This window comes from Silanimonas sp. (assembly GCF_027531545.1).
GTDB lineage: Bacteria > Pseudomonadota > Gammaproteobacteria > Xanthomonadales > Xanthomonadaceae > Silanimonas.
The window spans coordinates 414,096-432,953 of sequence record NZ_JAPZSC010000006.1; the positions used below are offsets into that span (position 1 = coordinate 414,096).

At 69.7% G+C, this 18,858-nt stretch carries 20 protein-coding genes, 1 tRNA gene and 1 pseudogene; 9 read left to right on the forward strand and 13 right to left on the reverse strand.

From position 1 onward, the window contains the following. Positions 1–58: 58 nt before the first annotated feature. Positions 59–553 carry a tRNA (adenosine(37)-N6)-threonylcarbamoyltransferase complex ATPase subunit type 1 TsaE gene (gene tsaE, locus O9280_RS06175; RefSeq protein WP_298340234.1) on the reverse strand — a complete coding sequence of 165 codons (495 nt, stop codon included), beginning with the start codon at positions 551–553 and terminating at the stop codon, positions 59–61. After that, positions 550–2,019 (reverse strand): NAD(P)H-hydrate dehydratase, encoded by a 1,470-nt coding sequence (locus O9280_RS06180; RefSeq protein WP_298340237.1) that lies wholly within the window; start codon positions 2,017–2,019, stop codon positions 550–552. Before O9280_RS06180 ends, tsaE begins: the two co-directional genes overlap by 4 nt. A gap of 24 nt (positions 2,020–2,043) precedes the next feature. On the opposite strand from O9280_RS06180, the gene queG reads away from it, so the two are divergent. After that, positions 2,044–3,105, forward strand: a complete 1,062-nt coding sequence (gene queG / locus O9280_RS06185; RefSeq protein WP_298340240.1) for a tRNA epoxyqueuosine(34) reductase QueG — start codon at positions 2,044–2,046, stop codon at positions 3,103–3,105. A gap of 42 nt (positions 3,106–3,147) precedes the next feature. Here the strand turns inward: queG and pgi are convergent, their stop codons facing one another. From pgi to pcnB, 6 genes and pseudogenes are all read right to left on the reverse strand, one after another. Next, positions 3,148–4,662 carry a glucose-6-phosphate isomerase gene (pgi, locus tag O9280_RS06190; protein ID WP_298340243.1) on the reverse strand — a complete coding sequence of 505 codons (1,515 nt, stop codon included), beginning with the start codon at positions 4,660–4,662 and terminating at the stop codon, positions 3,148–3,150. 14 nt (positions 4,663–4,676) lie between these two features. After that, on the reverse strand, positions 4,677–5,057 hold the full coding sequence (gene panD, locus O9280_RS06195) for an aspartate 1-decarboxylase (protein WP_297866694.1): 381 nt from the start codon (positions 5,055–5,057) through the stop codon (positions 4,677–4,679). 97 nt (positions 5,058–5,154) lie between these two features. Continuing rightward, on the reverse strand, positions 5,155–6,015 hold the full coding sequence (panC, locus tag O9280_RS06200) for a pantoate--beta-alanine ligase (RefSeq protein ID WP_298340246.1): 861 nt from the start codon (positions 6,013–6,015) through the stop codon (positions 5,155–5,157). Then, positions 6,012–6,836 carry a 3-methyl-2-oxobutanoate hydroxymethyltransferase gene (gene panB, locus O9280_RS06205; RefSeq protein WP_298340249.1) on the reverse strand — a complete coding sequence of 275 codons (825 nt, stop codon included), beginning with the start codon at positions 6,834–6,836 and terminating at the stop codon, positions 6,012–6,014. The genes panC and panB overlap by 4 nt, the downstream gene beginning before the upstream one ends. A 30-nt stretch (positions 6,837–6,866) precedes the next feature. Next, positions 6,867–7,358 carry a 2-amino-4-hydroxy-6-hydroxymethyldihydropteridine diphosphokinase gene (gene folK / locus O9280_RS06210; protein WP_298340252.1) on the reverse strand — a complete coding sequence of 164 codons (492 nt, stop codon included), beginning with the start codon at positions 7,356–7,358 and terminating at the stop codon, positions 6,867–6,869. Next, positions 7,355–8,698, reverse strand: a pseudogene (gene pcnB, locus O9280_RS06215) (polynucleotide adenylyltransferase PcnB); the annotation flags it as partial. The gene folK and the pseudogene pcnB, both read right to left, overlap by 4 nt. Before the next feature lie 117 nt (positions 8,699–8,815). Here pcnB and O9280_RS06220 point away from each other — a divergent pair. Then, a tRNA-Glu gene (locus tag O9280_RS06220) sits at positions 8,816–8,891 on the forward strand. 102 nt (positions 8,892–8,993) lie between these two features. Further along, positions 8,994–9,317: a ferredoxin FdxA gene (gene fdxA / locus O9280_RS06225; protein WP_297866697.1), complete on the forward strand. Its 324-nt coding sequence runs from the start codon at positions 8,994–8,996 to the stop codon at positions 9,315–9,317. Positions 9,318–9,356: 39 nt separating this feature from the next. Here the strand turns inward: fdxA and O9280_RS06230 are convergent, their stop codons facing one another. Both O9280_RS06230 and dapA read right to left on the reverse strand, forming a co-directional pair. Further along, positions 9,357–9,866, reverse strand: coding sequence for a hypothetical protein (locus O9280_RS06230; protein ID WP_298340256.1), 510 nt, complete (start codon positions 9,864–9,866; stop codon positions 9,357–9,359). A gap of 16 nt (positions 9,867–9,882) precedes the next feature. After that, the gene (gene dapA / locus O9280_RS06235; protein ID WP_298340259.1) at positions 9,883–10,791 is read right to left on the reverse strand and encodes a 4-hydroxy-tetrahydrodipicolinate synthase; all 909 of its coding nucleotides are present in this window, start codon (positions 10,789–10,791) and stop codon (positions 9,883–9,885) included. An 80-nt stretch (positions 10,792–10,871) separates the two neighbouring features. Between dapA and O9280_RS06240 the strand changes: the two genes are divergently transcribed. The 5 genes from O9280_RS06240 (at position 10,872) to O9280_RS06260 (ending at position 15,224) form a co-directional block, all read left to right on the forward strand. Beyond that, on the forward strand, positions 10,872–11,432 hold the full coding sequence (locus tag O9280_RS06240; RefSeq protein ID WP_298340262.1) for a glycine cleavage system protein R: 561 nt from the start codon (positions 10,872–10,874) through the stop codon (positions 11,430–11,432). A gap of 137 nt (positions 11,433–11,569) precedes the next feature. After that, positions 11,570–12,967, forward strand: coding sequence for a PhoH family protein (locus O9280_RS06245; protein ID WP_298340265.1), 1,398 nt, complete (start codon positions 11,570–11,572; stop codon positions 12,965–12,967). Further along, positions 12,968–13,771 carry a bifunctional hydroxymethylpyrimidine kinase/phosphomethylpyrimidine kinase gene (gene thiD / locus O9280_RS06250; RefSeq protein WP_298340267.1) on the forward strand — a complete coding sequence of 268 codons (804 nt, stop codon included), beginning with the start codon at positions 12,968–12,970 and terminating at the stop codon, positions 13,769–13,771. It begins immediately after the preceding gene. Then, positions 13,768–14,436 (forward strand): YoaK family protein, encoded by a 669-nt coding sequence (locus tag O9280_RS06255; RefSeq protein WP_298340272.1) that lies wholly within the window; start codon positions 13,768–13,770, stop codon positions 14,434–14,436. The genes thiD and O9280_RS06255 overlap by 4 nt, the downstream gene beginning before the upstream one ends. Before the next feature lie 29 nt (positions 14,437–14,465). Then, positions 14,466–15,224, forward strand: a complete 759-nt coding sequence (locus O9280_RS06260; RefSeq protein WP_298340275.1) for a Bax inhibitor-1/YccA family protein — start codon at positions 14,466–14,468, stop codon at positions 15,222–15,224. A 92-nt stretch (positions 15,225–15,316) separates the two neighbouring features. Here O9280_RS06260 and O9280_RS06265 read toward each other — a convergent pair whose 3' ends face one another. From O9280_RS06265 to grxC, 3 genes are all read right to left on the reverse strand, one after another. Continuing rightward, on the reverse strand, positions 15,317–16,327 hold the full coding sequence (locus O9280_RS06265; protein ID WP_298340278.1) for an isocitrate dehydrogenase: 1,011 nt from the start codon (positions 16,325–16,327) through the stop codon (positions 15,317–15,319). Between the two features lie 102 nt (positions 16,328–16,429). Beyond that, positions 16,430–16,771: a carboxymuconolactone decarboxylase family protein gene (locus O9280_RS06270; RefSeq protein ID WP_297875433.1), complete on the reverse strand. Its 342-nt coding sequence runs from the start codon at positions 16,769–16,771 to the stop codon at positions 16,430–16,432. A 38-nt stretch (positions 16,772–16,809) separates the two neighbouring features. Then, positions 16,810–17,076: a glutaredoxin 3 gene (gene grxC / locus O9280_RS06275; protein ID WP_298340281.1), complete on the reverse strand. Its 267-nt coding sequence runs from the start codon at positions 17,074–17,076 to the stop codon at positions 16,810–16,812. 129 nt (positions 17,077–17,205) lie between these two features. On the opposite strand from grxC, the gene O9280_RS06280 reads away from it, so the two are divergent. Continuing rightward, positions 17,206–18,801: a M48 family metalloprotease gene (locus O9280_RS06280; protein WP_298340283.1), complete on the forward strand. Its 1,596-nt coding sequence runs from the start codon at positions 17,206–17,208 to the stop codon at positions 18,799–18,801. Positions 18,802–18,858: the final 57 nt, after the last annotated feature.

Below are 18,858 nucleotides of genomic sequence, written 5' to 3' on the forward strand. Positions count from 1 at the left end.
TTCCTTTGCAATCCGTAGCCTGCAGCCTGTTCCTGCGAATCTTCCTGATGAACCGACCCTAAGTGGGGGCGAAAATCCCGGTCGCGGCCCTGCCAGCGGCGGCGTCGAGCCGCTGGATCCAGTCCCGGCCGACGTCGCTCGAGGGCTCGAGGACCGCGCGCCGACCCGCCGCCTCGAGGGCGAGTCGGATCACCAGATCCGGCGCCGGTAGCGCCGTGCCACCCCGCTCCGGCCACTCCACCAGCCACAACGCGGCGGCGTCCTGCAGCTCGTCGAGGCCGAGGAAATCCAGCTCGGCCGCATCGCCGAGGCGATACAGGTCGAGGTGCGCCGCCTCGCCGTCCTGAAGCGCGTAGCGCTCGATCAGCGTGTAGGTCGGGCTGCGGATCGTGCCTGTCACCCCCAGCGCACGCAGCAACGCCCGCGCCAGCGTGGATTTACCCGCCCCGAGGTCGCCCTGCAGGTGGATCACGGCCCGTGCGGGCCGGGTGGCGGCGAGACGGGCACCCAAGGCCTCCGTGGCCTCGGCGTCTGGAAGAAAGGGCGCACTCATGGGTTCAACACCGGACCGAAGGCCCCGATGACGTCGCTGGCGAGCAGGCCACGGCCGCGGCCCACGGCATCGGCAGCGGCCGAATGGGCCAAGGCACCGACCCACGCCGCGTCGAAGGCCGCCAGACCCTGCGCCCGCAGCGCCGCGACGAGCCCGGTCAACGCATCGCCCATGCCGGCGGAGGCCATGCCGGGATGGCCGGCATCGATCAGGCGCGGGGTCTCGCCGGGCGCCCCTACCAGCGTGCCGGCCCCCTTGAGCACCACCGCCGCCCCGAAGCGCGCGACCAGCGCATCCAGCGCGGCGAAACGATCCGCCTGCACCTCTTCGGTACGGCATCCCAGCAGACGCGCCGCCTCGCCGGGATGGGGCGTCAGCACGGCGCCGGGCACCGCGCGCGGCGCCTCGGCCAGCAGGTTCAGGGCATCGGCATCCAGCACGAGCGGACGCCCCGAGGCCATCGCCGCCTCGAACAGGCTGCGTCGCCACTCGCCCTGCCCCAGACCAGGGCCCACCGCGACCACGTCGGCAGCGGCGAGTCGCGAAGCGAGGGCGTCCTTCGCGGGTACAACGCCAACCATCACTTCCGGCCGACGGACATTCAGCGCAAACACCGTCTCCGGGCGCGAGAGGGCCTCCACCCAGCCAGCACCGCCGCGCGCGGCGGCTTCCGCGCAGAGCACGAGGGCTCCGGCCATGCCGTGGTCGCCGCCCAGGCAGAGCACCCGCCCGTGATGGCCTTTATGGCTGTCGAGGCGCCGCACCGGGAGCGCATCGGCCAGGGCCGACGCTCGGACCGCCCAAGCGGACGGCGGTCCGACCGAGGCGGCAGCAGCCAGCGCTTCCACATCAAGGCCGAGCGACTCGACGCGCACCTCGCCCGCAGCCTCGCGGCCCAGGGCGGTGAACAGGCCGCGTTTCGCGGCGACGAAGCACAGGGTCATCGCGGCGGGAAGGAACGCGCCAGGCGCGCTGCCGCGGTCGGCATCGATGCCCGAGGGCACATCCAGCGCCAGCACCGGACGTCGCTGCGCGGCCACCGCCTGCATCAGGCCGGCCACGGGCGCTTCGGGGGCGCGGGAGAGCCCAATGCCGAACAAGGCGTCGATCCACACGTCGGCCTCGGGAACGCCAGACGCCAAGGCACGCACGTCGTGCCCGGCCGCGAGCCACCGGGCCGCGGCGGCCCGGGCTTCGGGCGTGCGCGGTTCACCACTGGCTACCACATCGACCTGAAGCCCAGCACGGTGCAGGGCCAATGCCGCGACATAGCCATCGCCACCGTTGTTGCCCGTCCCGCACAGCACGCCGACCCGCCGCACCTGCGGCCAGCGCTCGCGCAGCAGTACGGCAGCGGCTTCGCCGGCCTGCGTCATCAGCCCGAGGGCGTCGACGCCGCGTGCGAAGGCCGCCCGCTCAATGGCACGCACGGCATCGGCGCAGTACAGAGGCAGGGCATGGGACATGCCGCGGATTCTATACTTCGCACCATGCATGACTGGGCCGCGCTCGCCGCCGACATCAAGCGCTGGGCCGAAGCGCTCGGCTTCCAGCAGGCCGGCATCAGCGCCGGCACGCTGGCGAGTGACGAAGCGCACCTCGCGCGCTGGCTCGCCGAAGGCCGCCACGGTTCGATGGACTGGATGGCCACGCATGGCACGAAGCGCAGCCGCCCGGACGAACTGGTGCCGGGCACGGTGCGCGTCATCAGCGTCCGCATGGATTACGGTGTCGACGACGACGCGGCCTGCTGGGACACGCTGGCCGATGGCACCCGCGCCTATGTCGCGCGTTACGCGCTGGGCCGCGATTACCACAAGGTGCTGCGCGCGCGGCTGCAGAAGCTCGCCGACCGCATCGCCGATGTCGTCGGCCCGTTCGGCTATCGCGCCTTCGTCGATTCCGCCCCCGTGCTGGAACGTGCGCTGGCCCGCGACGCGGGCCTCGGCTGGATCGGCAAGAACACCTGCGTGATCAACACGAAGGCCGGCAGCTGGTTCTTCCTCGGCGAGCTCTACACCGACCTTCCGCTGCCCGTCGACGAGCCCGCCACCGAACACTGCGGCACCTGCACGCGCTGCATCGACATCTGCCCCACGCAGGCCATCGTCGCGCCGAACGTGCTCGACGCGCGCCGCTGCATCAGCTACCTGACGATCGAGAACCCCGGGACGATTCCACTCGAGTTCCGCAAGCCGATGGGCAACCGCATCTTTGGCTGCGACGACTGCCAGCTGGTCTGCCCATGGAATAAGTTCGCCCAACGCCATGCCCTGCCCGACTTCGAGCCGCGCCATGGGCTGGATACCGCTTCGCTGGTGGAATTGTTCGCGTGGGACGAGGAAGAGTTCCTCAAGCGCACCGAAGGCTCGGCGATCCGCCGAACCGGGCACCAGGGCTGGCTGCGGAACATCGCCGTCGCGCTGGGCAACGCACCGCATTCGGACGCCGTGATCGAGGCGCTGCACTCACGCGCGTCGCACCCCTCCGAGGTCGTGCGCGAGCACGTCGCCTGGGCACTGGCCGAACAGGCCGCGAAAGCCCCGGGCTGAGTCCGTGCCAGCGCCCCGACGGCGCCGGAGAAATGCTTCGCCTCAACCGCGGGAAAGGATCTCGGCCGCCAGCGCCGCGCTGATCGGATCCTGCGCTTCCGCCTGGCCTTCCAGCACGGGCAGAAGACCGCCGGCCAGCGTCTTGCCGAGCTCGACGCCGAACTGGTCGAAAGCATTGATGCCCCACAGCACCGACTGCGCATAGACGCTGTGCTCGTAGAGCGCGATCAGCGCACCGAAGCTGCGCGGCGTCAGGCGGTCGAGCAGGATCAGCGTGCTCGGCCGATTGCCCGGGAAGTGCCTCTGCGGGCGGTCGCCCTCGTCGCCGTTCGCCAGCGCTTCTACCTGCGCCAGCAGGTGCGAGAGCAGCACGCGATGCTGCGCGGCATGCGCGTGGTCGGGCTGGATGACGCCGATGAAGTCCGCCGGCACGACCTGCGTGCCCTGGTGCAAGGCCTGGAAGAAGCTGTGCTGGCTGTCGGTGCCCGCACCGCCCCACAGCACCGGCACCGTGTCGTGCTCGATGGCTGCACCGTCGTGGTCGACGCGCTTGCCCAGCGATTCCATCACCAGCTGCTGCAGGTAGGCCGGCAGCAGGCGAAGGCGCTCGTCGTAAGGCAGCACCGCATGCGCGGCGTGTCCTTCGGCGTTGCGGTTCCAAACGGCGAACAGGGCATGCCAGAGCGGCAGGTTCGACTCGGCCGGCGCCTCGAGGAAGTGCCGGTCCATCGCTTCGGCACCGGCCAGCATCTGCGCGAAACCGTCCTCGCCGAGGGCCAGCAGCACCGAGAAACCCACCGCCGACCACAGCGAATAGCGGCCGCCCACCCAGTCCCACATCGGCAGCACGCGCGACGGATCGATGCCGAAGGCTTCGGCCTTGGGCACGTTCGCGCTCACCGCGTAAAGGCGCTCACCGCCGCCGAGCCAGTCGCGGATGAGCTGGCCGTTGAGCAGGGTTTCCTGCGTGCCGAAGCTCTTCGAAACGAGGATCGCGGCGGTCTTCGCCGGATCGAGCCCCGCCAGCAGGCGCGTCGCCGCATGGGCATCGACGTTGCTGAGGAAATGGATGGTGAAGCGCCCGTCGCCGAAGTCCTTCAGCGCGTCGAGCGCGAGACGCGGGCCGAGGTCGGAGCCGCCGATGCCGACGTTGATGATGTCGGTCACGCCGCTGGCGCGAAGGGCCTGCGCCATGTCGGCCATGCGCTGGCGGGCGGCGTGGGCTTCGAGGGCTGCGCCGGAGGCCACCGGGGCCTCGAACGCGGTGCGCAGCGCGCTGTGCAGGGCGGGACGGCCTTCCGAGCGGTTCACCGACGCGCCGTGCAGGAGCTCACGGATGGCCGCGCCCATGCCGCTGGCCTGCGCCACCGCCAGCAGGGCGTCGAGGGCCTCCGCATCGACATGCTGGCGCGCGAAGCTCGCGTACAGGCCGTCGACCTTCAAGGCCATGCGCGCCGCACGATCCGGCTCGCGCGCGATGAGTTGCTTCAACGAATGGCCCGCGAGGCGTGCGCCGTGGGACTTCAGGTGTGCCAGACGCGCCGCGATCGAGTGCATTCGTTGTCCTGGGCTCAGGCGGCCTGCGCCGGGATGCTGTGGTTGGTGTGGGTGAGGCGGTTCTGCCGGTCGACGTAGACGAGCGTCGGCTTGAACTTCGCCGCTTCCGCCTCGTCGAGCTGGCCGTAGGCGCAGATGATGACCAGGTCGCCCGGTCCGGCGAGGTGCGCCGCGGCGCCGTTCACCGAGATCACGCCGCTGCCCTCTTCGCCACGGATGGCGTAGGTGACGAAGCGCGCGCCGTTGTTGATGTTGAAGATGTGCACCTGCTCGTACTCGCGAATGCCCGACACGTCGAGCAGGCGGCCGTCAATGGCACACGAGCCTTCGTAGTGCAGCTCGGCGTGGGTGACGGAGGCGCGGTGGATCTTGGCTTTCAGCAGGGTGAGCTGCATGGGGGCGGTCCGGAGGCGTGAAGGCGCGGAGTGTAGGGGCGAGGGGTGGAGCCCGCAATCGAGCCCACCCGTTCGCGCAGCGTCGCCGAAACGGCGTTCAGCGGGCGTCGACGCCGTCGAAATCGAGGTTGTCGATGAGTCGGGTCCGGCCGAGGCGTGCGGCGACCAGCCCCAGCAGACCAGGCTCGCTGCCGCCGTCCGGCACGGAAAGGTCGGCGCGGCGGATCGCCACGTAGTCGACATCGAAACCCGCCGCCGTCAGCCGCTCGACCGCTTCCTGCTCCAGGCCCGCCGGCGGCAGACCCAGCGCGGTCTGGTCGCGCAGCGTGCGCAGGTTGCGGATGATCTCCACCGCCACGCGGCGCTCGTCCTCCGAGAGGTACTGGTTGCGCGAACTCATGGCGAGGCCGTCCGGCTCGCGCACGGTCGGGCCGGGCACGATGTCGATGGCGAAGGCGAGGTCCTTCGTCATGTGCCGGATCACCTGCAATTGCTGGTAGTCCTTGCGGCCGAAGATGGCGACGTCCGGATGCACCATGTTGAACAGGCGCGCCACGGCGGTCGCGACACCGTCGAAGTGGCCCGGGCGATGGGCGCCTTCCAGCACATCGGCCACGCCCGGCACGCGGATACGTACCGCGGACTCGGCGCCCAGCGGATACATGGTTTCCACCGACGGCAGGAACAACAGGTCGCAGCCGGCCTGCGCGAGCCCCTCGGCATCGGCCTCGGGCGTGCGCGGGTATCGCGAGAAGTCCTCGCTCGGCCCGAACTGCGTCGGGTTCACGAACACGCTGGCCACGACCTTGTCGGCGTTCTGCTTGGCCAGCTCGATGAGCGAATGGTGCCCGGCGTGCAGGTTGCCCATGGTGGGCACCAGCGCGATGCGATGCCCCTGGTCGCGCCAGCCGGCGAGGTGGGCGCGCAGTTCGGCGACGGTGCGGACGGTGCGGATCATGCGTAGGCGTGCTCGGACGCGGGGAAAGTGCGCGAACGCACGGCCTCGGCGTAGGCGCGGACGGCGCCCTGCACCGAGCCGCCATCGGCGAGGAAATTCTTCACGAAGCGGGGACGATGCCCCGCGCTGACGCCCAGCAGGTCGTGCAACACGAGGATCTGGCCGTCGCATCCCGCGCCGGCACCGATACCAATGGTGGGAATCGACAGCTCGCGGGTGATGCTCTCGGCGAGCGCAGAGGGCACGCATTCGAGCACCAGCGCCGTGGCGCCTGCGGCTTCGACCGCCCGCGCATCGCGCTTGAGCTGCTCGGCGGCCCCGGCCTCGCGGCCCTGCACCTTGTAACCGCCGAGGCGCAGCACCGACTGCGGCGTGAGGCCGAGATGAGCGCAGACCGGGATCTCGCGCTCGACGAGGAAACGGATGGCGTCCAGCTTCACGCCCGCGCCCTCGATCTTCACCATCCCGGCGTTGCCTTCCTTGAGCATACGCACGCCAGCGTCGAACGCACGCTCAGGCGTCGCATCGGCACCGAAGGGCATGTCGGCCACCAGCAGCGGGCTACGCAGCCCGCGGGCCACGGCACGGCAGTGGTAGACGATCTGGTCGACGGTGACCGGCAGCGTGCTGGGCTCGCCCTGCACCACCATGCCGAGCGAATCGCCCACGAGCACGAAGTCCACGCCCTCGGCATCGAGCACCGCGGCGAAGCCGGCGTCGTAGGCCGTCATCGCCACGATCGGCGTGCCAGCGGCCTTCAACCGGCGCAGCTCGGGGACGGTGACGGGCGGGCGCGGCGGGGGCGCGTCGGAGGCGTACATCAGGGGTCGAAGCCGGTCGCGATCGGGCGCCTAAGGTATCGCCTCGATGCCCGAGCGATCCAGCGCAGCGGCCAGATCCGCGATGCGTCCGATGCCGTGCACGTTCAGTTCGGGGGCGATCTCGACCCAAGGCACCAGCACGAAGGCCCGTTCGGCGAAGCGCGGATGCGGCAACTGCAACGCCGGGGTGTCTAGCAAGACGCCTTCCATCGCCAGCAGGTCGAGGTCCAACGTGCGTGGCCCCCAGCGCTGCTCGCGGGCCCGGTCGCGGCCATGGGCGCGCTCGGTGGCCTGGAGTGCGGCCAGCACATCGAGGGGCGACAACGTCGTGGCCAGTTCCGCCACGGCATTGATGAAATCGGCCTGGTCGGTCACGCCCCAAGCCGGCGTGCGGTAGCGGCGCGATACGCGGACCACATCGACGCCATCAGCGCCCCCCAGCATCGCCAGGGCGGAGGAGAAGCACGCGGACACGTCACCCACATTGCCGCCCAGCCCCACCCAGGCCCGCCGCGCGGTCATGCCGGAGCGCCGGCTCCCGGGCCGCCACGACGCGGACGGCGACGACGACGGCGGCGCGGGCCGCCGTCCCCCGTTGCGCCCTCGGCCAGCGCATCGCCCTCGCCCGCCTCGTCGAGCCCCAGGCCTCCGTGGTCCAGCGATTCGGACAGCGCGGCCGGGGCCTGCAACTGCGCGTCGCGCCAGAACAGCAGGTCGGCGGCGAGTTCCGGCGCCACCTTGGCGCGCAGCTCGAGGAAATCGAACGCGGCGCGGAAGCGCGGATGGGCCAGCGTGCGGAACACGCGCTTCTTCTGCCGCAGCGCGAAGCGCGGTTGAAGCATCCAGATCTCCTGCATCGGCAGCGAGAACCGCCGGGGCAGCGCGATCCGATGCGCCTGGTGGAGGGTCACGCGATCAGCGGCACGCTGCTGGGCCACCGCCGGCTCGAGGCCCTGCGCCTGCAGGCGCGCCAGCTCGCGGCAGTAGGCCGGCCACAGCAGCACGGCATAGAGGAAGGCGGGCGTGACCGGCTTGTCCTCGGCGATCCGCTTGTCGGTATTGCGCAAGCCGTCGAGCACCATCGAGCGCAGCAGGCCGCTCCGGTTGGTGCGTAGCGCCTCCGCCGTTTCCGGCAGCACGGCCGGCAACAGCTGGTGGGCCTCCAGGCCCAGGAAACTCGCCTCGCCGTGCCCGGCAAGGAACAGCTTCAGGGATTCGTCGAACAAGCGCGCAGGCGCCGCACCGGCGAGCAAGGGCGCCAGCGCGGGCATCGGCGCCGCGGCGCTCTCGTCGATGGTGAATTCGAGCTTCGCGGCGAGGCGGACGGCACGCAACATCCGGACCGGGTCTTCGCGGTAGCGCTTCTCCGGGTCGCCGATCAGCTTGAGCTTGCGCGCCAGGACGTCCTCGTAGCCACCGACATAGTCGCGCACCGAGAAGTCCTCGATGGCGTAGTACAGCGCGTTGGCGGTGAAGTCGCGCCGCACCGCGTCGTCTTCGATGCTGCCGTAGACGTTGTCACGCAGCACCCGACCACCGTCCTCGGTTTCGCGGTCGCCGCTGCCATCGTCGTCGTTGGCGCGGAACGTCGCGACTTCGATGATCTCGCGGCCATAGACCACATGCGCCAGGCGGAACCGGCGGCCGATCAATCGACAGTTGCGGAACACCTCGCGCACCTGCTCCGGCGTCGCGTCGGTGGCGATGTCGAAATCCTTCGGCTGGCGGCCGGCCAGCAGGTCGCGGACCGCACCACCCACCAGATAGCCCTTGAAGCCGGCGTCGCGGAGCCCGTAAAGCACCTTCAGGGCGGCGGAGCTGATGTTCCTGCGCGAGATCGGATGGGCCTCGCGGGGAATCACCAGGGGCGCGACGGTTTCGGACATGGGGTGGTGGGTATCCAGGATGGCGCCGAAGAGGCTAGAGAATGTGGAACGATTCCGTTATCCTACCGGACTCGCAGGAAGCGACCAACCAATGCTCCCTTCGTCTAGAGGCCTAGGACGTGGCCCTCTCAAGGCTAAAACACGGGTTCGAATCCCGTAGGGAGCGCCAATTCCACGAGGCCCGGCAATGCCGGGCCTCGTCTTTTCCGGGCCCACGCCATCGGCCACGCCGCGGCGCTACCCTAACCGCCTACCTCACGTCGCCAACGCCATGCCCTTCGTCGTTACCGAGAACTGCATCAAGTGCAAGTACACCGACTGTGTCGAGGTCTGCCCGGTCGATTGCTTCCATGAAGGCCCGAACTTCCTCGTCATCGATCCGGACGAGTGCATCGACTGCACGCTGTGCGAGCCGGAATGCCCGGCCAAGGCGATCTTTCCGGAAGACGACGTGCCAGCCGGCCAGGAAGGGCTGATCGCCCTGAACAAGGAGCTGGCCGCGCAGTGGCCGGTGATCACCACGCGGAAGGAACCGCTGCCCGACGCCGCCGAATGGGACGGCAAGTCGGACAAGCTCCCGCTGTTGCAGCGCTGAGCGGCGCGCGCCCTTGGGCGCGACGCCCCTCGAGGCGCGTTACTGCAGGCGCGACTGCAGCAGGCCGAGCAATTCGCCGGCCGCGCCGCCACTGATGGCCGTGCCCTCCGGGCTGATGGCATCGACGCGCACCGACTCGCCGCGCGCGGCCAGCCGCACGAGGAAGCTCTCGCCGCGGAAACTGACTTCGTAACTGTTCAGCGCCGCGACGGGCGTCGCCGTGGCGCCATCGACGCGGCCGAGCGCCAGTCCGACGCGGCGGAACGCGTTCTCGGCCGTATCGCTGATCTCGAAACTGGTAGCCACGCCGAGGGCCGCGGGCGGCGCTTCGCCGGGCGACGCCGCACCGGAAGCGGCCGGCGGGATCTGCAGCGCCGCACTCGACGACGGTAGGACGAGATCCGGCGGCACTTCGAGCGGGCCGCTCTCGCGGCTCTCGAGGTACGGGGCGTCCTTGCCTCGGAAGAGCGAGCAGCCGGAGAGGGCGACAACCGCCGAGGTGGCGAGTAGGCCGAGGATCAGCGGGCGCTTCAGGGTGGACAGGGGCATGGACATCTCCAGGGAATCAGGCGGCGCGACGCGCGGCCGAGGCTTCGGCTTCGGCGCGTTCAACGAGGGACAGCATGGCCGCCAGCGAGGCGGTGTGCGGCGCCTCGAGCGGGAGCAGCGGCAAGCGCAGGTCGGCACCGAAACCCTGGGCCTTCAGCAAGGCCTTCAGCGGAATCGGGTTCGGCGCGCAGCCGAGGAAATCGTAGAGCGGTCGTAGGCCGCCGTCCTGAACCGCGGCAGCGTCGAACGCGCCGTCGCGAGCGGCCGCGGCGATCGCTGCCAAGCTCGCGGGAACCACGTTCGAGGCCACCGAAATCACGCCGACGGCACCGGCGCGCATCGCCTCCACGAAGGTCGGATCGTCGCCCGACAGCAGCGCGAAACCCGGGACGGCGAGCGGCGCCAAGGCTGCCCAGCGTTCGGCGTCGCCACGCGCTTCCTTCAGGCCGACGATGCCGTCGACGCCGACCAGCTCCGCCACCGTCTCCGGCGCCATGTCGACCCCGGTGCGACCCGGCACGTTGTAGAGGATCACGGGCAGCCCACCCTGCGCCGCCACCGCGCGGTAGTGCGCCACCAGCCCGGCGGGCGCGGGGCGCACGTAGGGCGGCGTGACGACCAAGGCCGCCTGCGCGCCCAACTCCGCGGCACGGCGGGTCTGGGCGATGGTCTTGGCGGTGTTCGAGAGCCCGGTGCCGGCGATCACGCCGATACGACCGGCGACGACTCGAACGGCTTCGAGCAGCAGCGTGTCGTACTCATCGTCCGTGAGCGCAGCCGCTTCACCGGTGGAACCCGCCACCACCACGGCGGACGTTCCCGACGCGATCTGTTTTTCCAGCATCTGCGCCCAGGCACGGAGGTCCAGGGTCCCGTCGATGGAAAACGGGGTGGCAAGCGCGGTGATGCTGCCGGAAAGTCGCAAGGCAGGGCTCGTTCGGTGGGGGAGAAATGAGCCTTGATGTTACTTGCGGCGCGAAGAACGCGGCAAGTATGCTGGCGGCAATGAGTGAATCCACGCCCCGTCCGCCGTCGAACGAAAACCTGCTGCTGATCAGCGCGTATTCGACCCATCCGGACTCCCCGCTCCTCGCCGTCAGCCGACGCATCGCCGACTCGGGCTGCAACCTCGCCGATGCCCGCCTCTCCACCGTGGGCCGGGATGTGTCGGTCACGGCGCTCGCCACCGGCTCCTGGGATGCGGTCGCCAAGCTGGAGGCGATGCTCGGGCGGATGGAGCGCGACGACGGGATGAAGATCCACTGGTACCGCACCGGCCCGAAACCGGTGCAGTCCAACCTGATTCCCTACATCGTCGAGGTGGTCGCTTCCGACCGCCCGGGCATCCTGTACCAGCTCGCCGACTTCTTCGACCGCCAGGGCATCACCGTCGAGAACCTGCAGTGCTCGCGCTATCGCGCCATGCAGACCGGCGCCGACATGTTCTCCGCCCACGTCACGATCGGCGTGCCGGCCAGCATGCACATCGCCGCACTGCGCGACGACTTCCTCGCCTTCTGCGACGACCTGAACCTCGACGCCATCATGGACCCGATGAAGTTCTGACGCCGATGACCCCATGCCTCCATTGATTCGCCGCCGCGCCGCGTGACCATCGCACGCCGACACCCAGCCGCCATGACGCCCCCGCGTGATGGCGGCTTTTTCTTTGCCGCATCCCTGCCCCGCCCCGAGGAGCTTCCATGACGCAGAGCAAGCGCATCTACGTGCTCGACACCAACGTGCTGATGCACGACCCGACGGCGCTTTTCAAGTTCGAGGAACACGACGTGTTCCTGCCGATGATGGTTTTGGAGGAACTCGACAACAACAAGAAGGGGCAAACGGAATCGGCCCGCAATGCGCGCCAGGTCAGCCGTTTCCTCAACGAGCTGGTCGTGGCCCACGGCAACCGCGGCATCGAAGGCGGCATCAGCCTGCTCCGTCCGAAGGAGCTGCAGCTGCGGGCGGCGGAAATGCTCGGCCGGCTGCTGTTCCAGACCAAGCCGGTCGACATCAGCAAGGGCTTCGGCACCGTGCTGCCGGACAACCAGATCCTCGGCTCGATCCTGCAACTGCGGATGGAGAACCCGAGCACGCCGGTGGTGCTGGTGTCGAAGGACATCAACCTGCGCATCAAGGCGAGCATCGTCGGCGTGCAGGCCGAGGACTACGAGAACGACCGCGCGCTCGACGATTTCAACCTGCTCTACACCGGCGCAACCCAGTTGCCCGAAGACTTCTGGAAGCGCCACGGCGACAGCCTGCGCAGCTGGACCGAGCGCGGCCGCACCTTCTACGAGATCAAGGCCGCCCCCGAGGACGGCTGGTACGCCAACCAGTACCTCTATCTGCCGGGCGAAGACGACGTCGAACTGAAGGTGGCGAAGCTCGACGGCAACCGCGCCGTGCTGCAGATCGTCGAGGACTTCCGTTCGCCCAACCGGCAAGTCTGGGGCATCAACGCGCGCAACCGCGAGCAGAACTTCGCGCTGAACGCCCTGATGGACCCGGAGATCGACTTCGTCACCCTGCTCGGCACCGCCGGCACCGGCAAGACGCTGCTGGCGCTGGCCGCCGGCCTCGCGCAGACCATGGACGTGCAGCGCTACCGCGAGATCATCATGACGCGCGCGACGGTGAGCGTCGGCGAGGACATCGGCTTCCTGCCCGGCACCGAGGAAGAGAAGATGACGCCGTGGATGGGCGCCCTCACAGACAACCTCGAAGTGCTGACGCACGCCGAGGACCACGGCAGCTGGGGCCGCGGCGCGACCAACGACCTGCTCGCTTCGCGCATCAAGATCCGCTCGATGAACTTCATGCGCGGCCGCACCTTCCTCAACCGCTGGGTGATCGTCGACGAGGCGCAGAACCTGACGCCGAAACAGATCAAGACCCTGATCACACGCGCCGGCCCGGGCACCAAGATCATCTGCATGGGCAACGTCGAGCAGATCGATACGCCCTACCTCACCGAGACGACCTCCGGCCTCACCTACGCGGTGGATCGCTTCAAGAGCTGGGCGCACAGCGCGCACGTGACTCTGCGTCGCGGCGAGCGCTCGCGCCTGGCCGACTACGCCTCCGAGGTGCTCTGAGTGCACGAACGCGTCATCTCGGCCCTGACCATCGCCGGCTCGGACAGCGGCGGTGGCGCGGGCATCCAGGCCGACCTCAAGACCTTCGCCGCGCACGGCGTGCACGGGCTTTCCGCGCTCGCCGCGCTGACCGCCCAGCACAGCCGCGGCGTCACCGCCGTGCATGCGCCGGATGTCGGCTTCCTACGGGCGCAGATCGACGCCTGCTTCGAGGACTTCGACGTGCGCGCGGTGAAGCTCGGCATGCTCGCCACGGCCGACATCATCCACGCCGTGGCCGATGCGCTCTTGCATTGGAAGCCAACGGCGCTCGTGGTGGACCCGGTGATGGTGGCGACCAGCGGCGCCAAGCTGCTGGCCGACGACGCGCTCGACGCGCTGCGCACGCGCCTGCTGCCGATGGCTTCGGTGCTCACCCCCAACCTGCCGGAAGCCGAGCTGCTGCTCGGGCGCCCGATCGCCCCCGGTGCGGATGCCGATGCGGCGCTCGTCGAACTGCTCGACCTCGGCGCCGACGGCGTGCTGCTGAAAGGCGGACATCTCGCCGAGGCCGAAGTGGTCGACCGTTTCGGCAGCGGCGTGCTGCGCGCGAGCTTCCGAAGCCGTCGCCTGCCGCTGGAGGGCCATGGGACGGGCTGCACGCTGGCCTCTGCCATCGCCGCGAACCTCGCCCTCGGCGAGACGGCGCCGCAGGCCTGCCGCCTCGGCACGGAGTACATCGCCGGCGCGTTGGCGGCGGGGTACCGCCCCGGTCTCGGCGACGTCGTCGTGCTCGACCACTTCTGGCGCTTCCGCGAACGATGATCGACCAGCTGCCGCGCTGGGTCTGGGTGGCCGGTGGCGCCCTGAGCTTCGCGGCGGGGCTGATGAACGCGGTCGGTCTGCTGGCCTTCGGTGCGGAGGCCGTGACCCATCTCACCGGCACGACGACGCTGATCGCCGGCCATCTCGGCTTCGGTCGTTGGGACAGCGCGCTCCACCTGTTGGGCATCCTCGGCGCCTTCTGCCTCGGCGCGGTCTTCAGCGGTTGGCTGATCCGCGACGAGCACCTCCGGCTGGGACGCCGCTACACCGTGGCGCTGGGGATCGAAGCGCTGCTCGTGCTCGCCGCCACGCAGGCCTTCTTCTGGCGCGAACCAGCGGCCTACTACCTGCTGGCCAGCGCCGTGGGCTTGCAGAACGCGATGGCCACCACCTTCAGCGGCGCGGTGATGCGCACCTCGCACCTGAGCGGCATGTTCACCGACCTCGCCATCTACCTTGGCCACGCCCTGCGGGGCCTGCCGGTGGCGAAGAAGCGCATCGCCGTCTGCCTGCTGGTGATCGGCGGGTTCTCCAGCGGGGCGCTAGTTGGCGCTTGGGGCATGCGCTCGATCGGGCCGGCCGTGCTGCTCGTGGCCGCGGCGATCGCCACGGGCCTCGCCATCGCCCATGCCTTGCGCCCGGCATCGCGCGCGGGCAAGGTTTGACCGGGATTTCCCCCGGCAAGGAGCAACACATGCGCAGCGGCAACCCTGTTCTCGGCGAGAACACTTTCCTCGACGTCGGCTCGGGCCGCGTCGTCACCCGCGATGGCCAGACGATGACGATCGGAGGCACGGTCAACAAGACCGCCCTGCTGCTCGCCATGGTGCTGATCACCGCGACCTACACCTGGAACCTCTACAGCGGCACGGAGAGCTTGCCTGGCCTGATGCCCTACGTCTGGGGCGGCGCCATCGGCGGCTTCGTGCTGGCCTTGGTCACCGTGTTCAAGAAGGAATGGGCGCCCGTCACCGCACCGCTGTATGCGCTGGTCGAAGGCCTGTTCCTCGGCGCGGTCTCGGCGATGTTCGAAGCGCAGTTCCCGGGCATCGTGATGCAGGCCGTCGGCCTCACCTTCGGCACCCTCGCGTCGCTGCTGCTCGCCTACAAGTCCGGCCTGATCCGCGCCACCGAGAACTTCAAGCTCGGCGTCGTCGCCGCCACCGGTGGCATCGCCCTGCTCTACCTCGTCAACATCGGCATGCGCCTGATGGGCTTCGAAGGGATGGGCTTCATCCATGACAGCGGCTGGCTGGGCATCGGCTTCTCGGCCTTCGTGGTCGTGATCGCCGCGCTGAACCTCGTGCTCGACTTCGACTTCATCGAAAGTGGCGTCGAGGCCGGCGCGCCGAAGTCGATGGAGTGGTACGGCGCCTTCGGCCTGATGGTCACGCTGATCTGGCTGTACCTCGAGATCCTGCGCCTCCTCTCGAAGCTGCGCGGCGACGATTGATCCCACCGCGACGGCCCCTCGGGGCCGCCCCCTCGCGGAAACGGAAAGGGCGCCTCGCGGCGCCCTTTCCCTTTGCCGCTTCGACGCCGCGATCAGCCGGTAACGCGCGCCGCGACGGCCTTGGCAAAGCTCTGCGTCGTGCCCGTGCCGCCGACGTCCGGCGTCACGCCGTCCTTCGCGGTGAGCGTGTCGCGGATGGCCTGGCGCAGGCGGTTGGCATGGTCGACGTGGCCGAGATGGTCGAGCATCTGGCCGGCGGCCAGCAGCAGCGCGCAGGGATTGGCGATGTTCTTGCCGGCGATGTCCGGGGCCGAACCGTGCACGGCCTCGAAGATGGCCGCGTGCTCGCCGATGTTCGCCCCCGGGGCGAGGCCGAGGCCACCCACCAGGCCGGCGCACAGGTCGGAGACGATGTCGCCGAACAGGTTCGTCGTCACGATGACGTCGAACTGCTCCGGCTTCATCACCAGCTGCATGCAGGTGTTGTCCACGATCATCTCGTTGCACTGGATGTCGGGGTACTGCTGCGCGACTTCGCGGGCGACCTTGAGGAACAGGCCCGAGGTGGACTTCAGGATGTTCGCCTTATGCACCACCGTGACCTTCTTGCGGCCGACGCGGCGCGCTAGGTCGAAGGCGTAGCGGACGATGCGCTCCGAGCCCTTGCGGGTGACCTTCTGCGTGAGCAGCGCGGTCTCGCCGTCCGGCGACACCGACTGGCCCTCGCCGATGTAGGCGCCCTCGGTGTTCTCGCGCACCGTGATGATGTCGATGTTCTCGTAGCGCGCCTTGGTGCCCGGGAAGCTGATCGCCGGACGCACGTTGGCGTACAGGTCGAAGGTCTTGCGCAGCGCGACGTTGATCGAGGTGAAGCCCTCGCCGACCGGCGTGGTCAACGGGCTCTTGAAGGCGATGCGGTGCTTGCGGATCGCGTCCAGGGTGGCAGCGGGCAACAGCTCGCCGGTCTTCTCCATCGCCGACATGCCGGCTTCGACGAACTCGTACTGCAGCCCGAGGTTCATCGCGTCCAGCACGCCCAGCGAGGCATCCATGATTTCGGGACCGATGCCGTCCCCGCGGATCACCGCAATCGTCTGAGACATGTCTTTTCCTTTTCTCGCCCGATCCAGTGCGGGCAGCGCGCGGATTATGCCGCAGCGGCGCCGGGCCGGCTTCTGACGGCGGTCAAGGAACCGGGAGTTGGTTCAGCCGTGGGCCGCGTCGTGGGCGCCGGGTGCCTCGGCGGCGCCGGCCTCGAGCTGGTCGAGGAAATCGACGGCACGGCGCAGATGCGGGATGACGATCGAGCCGCCGACGACCAGGCCGACCGAGAACACCTCGAAGAACTCCTCGCGGGTGACGCCGGCCTGCTGGCACTGGGCGACGTGGTAGGCGATGCAGTCGTCGCAGCGCAGCACCATCGAGGCCACGAGGCCGAGCATTTCCTTGGTCTTGAGGTCGAGCGCGCCGGGCTTGTAGGTCTGCGTGTCGAGCGCGAAGAAGCGGCGCACGACCTGGTTGTCCTCGGCGAGGATGCGCTCGTTCATGCGCTTGCGGAAGGCGGTGAATTCGGCGACGCGGTCACTCACGGGGCGGACTCCAGAAGGGGCGCCAGGCCACCGGCGCGGTCGAGGGCCACCATGTCGTCGAAACCGCCGACGTGGGTGCCGTTGATGAAGATCTGCGGCACCGAGGTGCGCCTGGCCCGCTCGAGCATCTCGGTGCGCGCCACCGGATCGAGGTCGACGCGCACCTCGCGCCACTCGACGCCGCGCTGCTTCAGGAAGTTCTTGGCGGCGAAGCAATAGGGGCAGATCGCGGACGAATACATCACGACCTCGGCGCGGGACATCTCGGCGGCTCCAACTCGGTGCGGGAAGCACGGAACTATGCGGCCGGTCGGCGGTCTTTTCCAGCGCGACGGTGCCCCGCTTAACGGCGGGTTCACCAGCCCCCGCCCCCCTTTCGGCATGCTCCGACGATGCGCATCACGCCCCTGCTCGCCCTCCCCGCCGCCCTCGCCCTCGCGCTGTTCCCGGGCCCTGCCGCCGACGCGCAGTCCCGGCCGGAGGCGCTTCCGCAGATGGGCTCGTCCGCCGCCAGCCTGATCACGCCGGCCGACGAAGCGCGCTACGGCGCGATGCTGATGCGCGAGCTGCGCCGGCAGGACCTGCTCGTCGCCGACCCGCTCGTCGAAGGCTGGCTGCAGGGACTCGGGTTTCGCGTGGCGGCCTCGAGCGGCGAACCCGACCACGGCTACACCTTCTTCATGATGCGCGACCGCCGCATCAACGCCTTCGCCACCCTCGGCGGTCTGATTGGCATGAATGCCGGCCTCGTGCTCACGGCAGAGCGCGAGGACGAAGTGGCGGGCGTACTCGCCCATGAGGTCGCGCACGTGACGCAGAGGCACGTGCTGCGCTCCGCCGAGAAATCCCAGCAGATGCAGCTGCCGACCATGCTCGCGATGATCGGCGCGCTGGCGGCGGCGTCGCAGAGCAACTCGCGTTCCGCCGACGATGCGGTGCAGGCCGCGGTGGTCGGCGCGCAAGCGCTGATGGCTCAGATGCAGATCAACTACACGCGCAGCAACGAATCGGAAGCCGACCGCATCGGCATCGAGACGCTGTCGCGCGCCGGCTTCGACCCGCTGGGCATCGCCGATTTCTTCGGTCGGATGGAGCGTGCCTCGCGAGGCAATACAGGCGGCTGGCAGGCCCCGGAGTACCTGCGCACCCATCCGGTGACGACCACGCGCATCGCCGAGGCGCGTGACCGCGCCGCGGCCATGGCCAAGCAGGCCCCCTGGCGGGACGCCGCCGTCCGTGACGAAGGCCACCTGCTATTGCCGGCCGCCCTGCGCCCCTTGCCAAGTGCGGCGAACGCGCGGCCCAGCGAGTTCCATTGGGCCCGTGAGCGCCTGCGCGTGCTGACGGCCCCTACTGCGCGCGATGCCGTCGCCGAGTACGAGACGAATCCCGCCACCGCGCCCCGCCCCGAGGTCGCTTACGGCCACGCCCTGGCGATGCTTCGCGCAGGCCAGGCGAACGACGCCGTCGCCCGCCTCGAGCGGCTGTTGGCCGTCGACCCGACCAACCTGTGGTTGCGGCTCGCCACGGCGGAGGCCCTGCACAAGGCGGGCCGACCGGTCGAGGCCACCCGCCACTACGAGGGACTGGTGGCGGATAATCCGCAGCATCGGGCGATCACCCTCAGCTACGCCGAGACCCTGAACGAGCGCGGGGATGCCGGCTCCGGCCGACGCGCGCAGGCCCTGCTTCGCCCGCTCCTGGCCGCCGCCAGCGGCGACCTGCTGCTGCAGCGCAGCTTCGCCCGGGCCAGTGAGCTCGCCGGCGACGCCAACCGCGCCGTCGAGGCGCACGCCGAGGCCGCATTCCTCGCGGGCCGCGCGGAGGACGCCCTCAAGCAGCTCGACAGCCTCAAGCAGCGCGACGACGTCGACTACGTGCAGCGCGCCCGCGTCGAGGCCCGGATGGCCGAGATCATGCCGGTGGTGCTGGAGATGCGCCGGGCGGGACTGCGGCCCGAGGACCAGGGGCGCGAACGCCGTTCCTGAGCCATGGCAGCCCCTTTCGCCCCGCACGGGGGGGGAAGGGCTCGACAAGCCGCGTCA